General features: G+C 43.5%; 5 protein-coding genes. 4 read left to right on the top strand and 1 reads right to left on the bottom strand.

Annotated elements, in window-relative coordinates:
• The first annotated feature begins 358 nt into the window (after window positions 1-358).
• The 4 genes from BJP37_RS05155 to BJP37_RS05140 all read left to right on the top strand — a co-directional run bounded on the left by BJP37_RS05155 (window position 359) and on the right by BJP37_RS05140 (window position 4,604).
• On the top strand, window positions 359-775 hold the full coding sequence (locus tag BJP37_RS05155; protein ID WP_075897011.1) for a helix-turn-helix domain-containing protein: 417 nt from the start codon (window positions 359-361) through the stop codon (window positions 773-775).
• A gap of 328 nt (window positions 776-1,103) precedes the next feature.
• Window positions 1,104-2,564 carry an aminotransferase class I/II-fold pyridoxal phosphate-dependent enzyme gene (locus BJP37_RS05150; RefSeq protein ID WP_075897009.1) on the top strand — a complete coding sequence of 487 codons (1,461 nt, stop codon included), beginning with the start codon at window positions 1,104-1,106 and terminating at the stop codon, window positions 2,562-2,564.
• Between the two features lie 440 nt (window positions 2,565-3,004).
• On the top strand, window positions 3,005-3,607 hold the full coding sequence (gene cbiT, locus BJP37_RS05145; RefSeq protein WP_075897007.1) for a precorrin-6Y C5,15-methyltransferase subunit CbiT: 603 nt from the start codon (window positions 3,005-3,007) through the stop codon (window positions 3,605-3,607).
• A 91-nt stretch (window positions 3,608-3,698) separates the two neighbouring features.
• Window positions 3,699-4,604, top strand: coding sequence for a phosphatidate cytidylyltransferase (locus BJP37_RS05140; RefSeq protein ID WP_075897005.1), 906 nt, complete (start codon window positions 3,699-3,701; stop codon window positions 4,602-4,604).
• Window positions 4,605-5,081: 477 nt separating this feature from the next.
• Here BJP37_RS05140 and BJP37_RS05135 read toward each other — a convergent pair whose 3' ends face one another.
• Window positions 5,082-5,741 carry a hypothetical protein gene (locus BJP37_RS05135; RefSeq protein ID WP_081431078.1) on the bottom strand — a complete coding sequence of 220 codons (660 nt, stop codon included), beginning with the start codon at window positions 5,739-5,741 and terminating at the stop codon, window positions 5,082-5,084.
• Window positions 5,742-6,000 lie beyond the last annotated feature (259 nt).

Genomic DNA, 6,000 nt, shown 5'->3' with positions numbered 1-6,000 from the left:
GGCCGTGGGCCACGCTTTGCGTTCGCGTAGCGGAGGCCTTTGGCCAAACGCTTCCGGAGCGTAGCAGCTCGTACTGAGCATCGCATTTTTCCCATATCAGTCATCAGTATCAAGCCTTGAACAACCACTAACTCAATCTATTCCTAGAGTGCAATAGTTTTTCTGTACTCCAGTTCCATTCATACCTAGCAATACTTTTTCCCTACTTCCCTACACTTACCCTATTTACCACACTTACCCTATTTATAGCACTTATAGTATTTTACATTGCTAAAATGCAATAGTTTTTTTAGTCCTTACATTTTAATTAAAATTATGCTATAAATAACAGTATAGCAAACGCAATGGTTAAACCGCCATGATGATTTCCACTGCACAAGCCGCCAATTTACTAGGTGTTTCCGCCACTCGCGTCCGTTACCTTCTGGGCAAAGGCAGAGTCAAAGGAGCCTATAAAGTGGGTAGAACTTGGGTGATTCCTCTGTTTGATGGCATGCCAGTGGTCACTCCCGGCACTCGCGGACCAAAGCGGAACTGGTCAAAGCGTACAAATTACACTCCTGCAGTGATTCACGTTAACCAGAAAGTGATTCGCCAAAATCTCAAGACCGGAGAGCGCAACCCTGTGATTACCGTCAAACGAGGGTCTAAAAACACTTATGGTCATACCGTGGAAGTCAATGGACCATGTCGAGTAATGTATCGTCCTGATAATCCCCTACATTGTGGAGCAAGGGTATGGATAGAGACTATCTCGGATTATAAAGTGATCTGAAACGTCTAAGCTATCAGTGCTCCGAACTTTCGGAGATAATATAAATTAAAAATTATTGATATCTTGCTTATCAATCAGCCAGCAATTTATCCATGCTCGTATCTAGCAGTGTATGGACTAGTATTTGATTATTCGTTACTAGCAATAAACGGAATTTGTAGTGAGTCAGTAATAGTTGAGATCATTAACTGACAAATTACTTGATAATCTGATCAAGGATATCACTTTTCGCGATTCCCCTAGCACACTGGTTTTTAATCCCCGCTCCCCTCACAAAGGTTTAAAATTGGCTCAATTTTCGATATGCTAGAGCCATTGGGAAAAATTTGTGAATAATCGACCACCTTCTCAGGAAAAGACACCTTTATTAGACGCTCTGCGGGCATCAGCCCAGAAGCCCCATACAGCCTTTTATGCACCAGGACACAAACAAGGCAAGGGAATACCAGAGCCATTAGCGGATTTGCTAGGAAAATCAGTATTTCGGGCTGATTTGCCAGAATTACCGGAGTTAGATAATCTTTTTGCTCCAGAAGGGGTAATCCAAGAAGCTCAAGACCTAGCAGCAGCAGCCTTTGGTGCTAGCAAAACTTGGTTCCTGGTCAACGGTTCCACGTGTGGGGTAATGGCTGCTATAGTAGCCACCTGCTATACCGGGGATAAAATCTTATTACCGCGCAATATCCACCAATCCGCGATCGCAGGATTAGTCTTGTGTGGTGCTATCCCCATCTTTATTAACCCCGAGTACGACCCATCAACAGACTTGGTTTATAGCATCACCCCAACTGCAGTTAACCAAGCCTTGACTGAACATCCGGACACTAAAGCGGTGATGATGGTGTATCCAACCTATCAAGGAATCTGTGGTGACATAAAAGCGATCGCAAAAATAGTTCACCAACATAATATTCCCCTACTGGTGGATGAAGCCCATGGACCTCACTTTGCCTTCCATCCCGATTTACCCCTAGATGCCCTATCAGCCGGAGCCGATTTAACCGTACAATCAACTCATAAAGTACTCGGTGCCATGACTCAGGCATCGATGTTGCACATTCAGGGCAATCGCATTGATGCTCAGCGGTTGAGTAAAGCATTACAGCTAGTTCAATCCACCAGTCCCAGTTACTTACTACTCGCGTCCCTAGATGCCGCACGACAACAAATGGCACTCCATGGAGAACGACTAATGAGTCATACCTTGCAGCTAGCCCAGGATGCCAGAAGTAAAATCAGCCAAATTCCAGGTTTAGAACTAATTAAACCCCGAAGATTCCAAGCCCTAGACCCAACTCGCTTAACCGTAAGAGTGACCGAATTAGGATTAAGTGGGTTTGAAGCCGATGAAATTCTTCATCAACAGCTTGGTGTCACAGCGGAGTTACCCACACTTCACCACTTAACCTTTATCATTAGCCTAGGCAATACCCAAACCGATATTCAGCAACTTGTACAAGCTTTCATCAAAGTTGCCCAAAATAATGACAATTCCTCCACTGAGCAACCTGCCTTCTGTAACCTGCACCCTGCAACCTGTAACCTGCAACCCTTACTCTCCCCCCGTGAAGCCTTCTTTGCTCCCACCGAAACCCTACCGGTAACCGAAACCATCAACCGGATCAGTGCCGAATTAATCTGTCCCTATCCACCAGGAATACCAGCCCTAATGCCAGGAGAACAAATCAAATCAACTACTATTGAATACCTCCAAAAAATTCTCACCTTAGGTGGTCAAATTACCGGTTGTAGCGACCCCAGCCTCCAAACCCTAAAGGTTATTGACTAGTATAGTAGTTCTCAATTAGGTGCGGTACCTGGTCCTGGCTTAATCGGAATCGGGAGTCGGGAATCGGGAGTCGGGAGTCGAAAGTTGGCATGCAGATAGGCATTGGGGGTTTACCCCCTTAATAAAGAGGGAAGAAAATTGAATACACCTAATAAGTATGATCAAGGCTATAATCTTCGTAAATAGTTATGGTTAGTTCCTACAAATAGATGCTAAGTTATTTTTATAATTTAGCATCTATTTAGGATAAAAGCTAAATTATAAAACTATCAAAACTAGAGACAGTAATCGTTTTGGTTGATTAAAATTAAAACATAAGTATAACAGGTACCAAACAGCCATATTTATAATACTATTTTTGTGCTCTATACCTGAAAGGGTTAGTTGAATACATCAAAATAACTAAAGGAAAAAAATACCCCGAAACCTAAATACCACAAATGTCATCCCCAATTTGGCCGTACATTACTCCTGGAATCCCAGATCACCTCTTTGAACGCCTACCCGGTATTCCCTTAAGTAAGCGAGAAGTCAGGCTGCTGATCATTTCTGCTCTACGACTAGGAAGCCAAGACCGGTTGTGGGACATCGGTGCTGGAACCGGTACCATTCCTGTAGAAATTGGACTACTGTGTCCCAAAAGTGAGATTATTGCCGTAGAACGGGATGAAGAAGTAGCCAACCTGATTCGACACAATTGCGATCGCTTTAATGTCACCAACGTAGAAGTCATCGAAGGTAACGCCCCAGAATGTCTCAAAGATCTACCATTGAAACCCCACCGAGTTTGCCTTGAAGGAGGAAGACCAATCAAAACTCTACTCAAAGAAGTCTGGCCCTACCTACAATCTCCAGGGAGGATAGTAGCAACCACCAATAATCTAGAAGGACTCTATGCCATCTCAGAAGGCTTAGCGGAGTTACAGGCTCGCAATATCGAAGTCGTTCAGTCAGCCGTCAATCGCCTAGAGACACGGGGGAATTATCAAACATTTGCAGCAGTTAACCCCATTTTTATTCTTAGTGGAGAGAAGTTAGAGTAAGGAATAGACCCCTTCAGGGAACAAAATTAACAATAATAATATAAATAACCTGTTCTTGTGTGAGAACAGGAGTGTCAAAAAAAAACGTCATATGCCCTGGTTACGGATTTTTAGTGGAATAGTTGCGATCGCCCTGGCGATGGGGATGATCTTACTTGGGGGATGGTATTTTACCATCGGCTTCTGTGTCATTGTCTATTTAGGTCAGTTAGAACTTTTTCAACTAGTAAAAGCAAAAGGCATGGTGCCAGCAACCAAAAGCACCATGTTTGTGTCTCAGCTACTACTAATTACAGCTACCATTTCACCAACCCTGGCTGATGCGGTGTTTCCCATTGCTGGAACATTTATTTGCTTTTACTTACTGTTCCAACCCAAGATAGCAACCATTGCGGATATTGGGGCTTCCATATTAGGTTTACTCTATGGTGGTTATCTGCCCGGCTATTGGGTGCGTCTGCGAGTGGGTTTGACTGAAACGTCCTCCCTAGCTCGAGATGCTACAGTCGCCGCTACGAACCTACCCAGCAGTGGATACTGGTCTAATTTTTCGATGAATCTGAGTGATTTACCTGCTGGGTTAACTTCAACTCTCCTAGCATTTAGCTGTATTTGGGCAGCAGATATCGGAGCTTACACCTTCGGCAAATTTTTTGGTCGCACTCGCCTTTCTATGATCAGTCCTAAAAAAACTGTGGAAGGCGCTATATTTGGCCTTGTCAGTAGTATTGCTGTAGGAATCGCAGGAGCTTGGTATCTGAATTGGCCGTGCTGGCAGTTGAGCGGCATGATGCTCGGAGTAATCATTGGTGTAGCTAGCCTCTTAGGAGACTTAACGGAGTCCTTAATGAAACGGGATGCTGGTGTCAAGGATTCCGGGCAATTAATTCCTGGTCATGGTGGCATTTTAGACCGAACAGACAGCTATGTGTTCACTGCCCCTTTGGTTTATTATTTTGTCACGCTTTTACTACCACTGTTACCCAGCTACCTGTAGTCTTGTGTCAATGTTCAAAATTTTTTGATTTTATTGATTGCAAAAAGCCATCTATTGATAGCATTAACCCGTTAAGCTACCTTGGAGTAGATTAAAAATTTATAGCGGTTTCCAGCGAGGGTAGAATACACAGCACGCCTCTAGGAAATTCCGAGTGCAATCACCGGCTGTCATAATCGGAATAAAAACCTGAAAACCGCTATAAAATTGCATTCTGGATGGGGTAGACGTCAGAAACCACAGATTACGAAGATGGGAGGTAATGGTGCTACATATCAATGCAACTTGGGATAACTATCATGTCCGGATTACAATTAATCTAGGTAAATACAGAACCGGAAAACGGTTTTTCGGTTCAAACCCAGCTTGGGGGTGATGACTAATCAGTAATTACGCTAATCACTAAGACCAGTTACGACACTAATATGTTAATATCGATGGTTAGTCAGATGATTAGTCAGATGATTAGTCAGATGATTAGTTACTAGTGTGATTGTTTAGTTCGATCAGAGCCGAATGAGCTACTTCTAGGCTTAGGCGGACTTGTTGGATAGAAGACAAAGAGTGCCACTGTTCAGATTTAACTGAAGCACTGACATTCATGGAGTCTGAGCTACTGCGCATGGCGTAAGCCCACGGACGAGCTAACACCAATAGATCGTCTTCTGTCCAGTTTTGTAACAATGGCTTGACACAAAGCACAAGTTGCTCTGCTAAGGACAAGTTCTTGTGAACAACCTCTTGAGCTCTCGAAGCGATCGCTTCGAGCCATTCGGGAGGCATGCAAGACGCACATCCGTTAGCTAAAGCTGCCTTCAACGAGTCAATGGTGGATTCGATGCTCGATTCGATGCTCGATTCGATGCTCGATTCGAGAGGTAATTCCCAACACTGATTTAGTCGCTCAAAAAAGGCAAGAGAAGCCTGAGCAATTTCCTGGTCATCTTGGATTTCGTTGAGGGAAAAACCTGCTTCTAGCTCAGCAAAATAAGCTTCTGCTTCTGGATCAGTTGGATCCCAAGGATAAAACTCCTCTTCTGACTGTAATAATTCTAGTAGTTCTTCTTGGATTTGAACCGAAGTATCCTCAAAATATGATTGTTGATGTTCTTGATATTGAATAGCTTGGCTGTTCATAATGCCCCTCCTGTTTGGGTTAGTAGATGAAACCTGACATAAAATAGCTACATCAATTTTTGAGGAAGTTCCGCAACAGCTGAAAAAATAATCTGGACTTCTCAGCGCGTGTTTAATTACCATGGCAACAGCACTTTCCAAATCAACTTATGTGTGATATTAGTGAGCTATTGAGAGGCTCCCTTAGGTAGACAGCCACTAGTTGCCATTTGACTCTAACCAGTATCCTTGTGAAACTCCCATTGTTAACAGCATAGTT

It is taken from the genome of Moorena bouillonii PNG (assembly GCF_001942495.1).
Taxonomy (GTDB): Bacteria; Cyanobacteriota; Cyanobacteriia; order Cyanobacteriales; family Coleofasciculaceae; genus Moorena; species Moorena bouillonii.
Note: the sequence above shows the minus strand (reverse complement) of the source record. Positions and strands in the feature narration are given on the sequence as shown.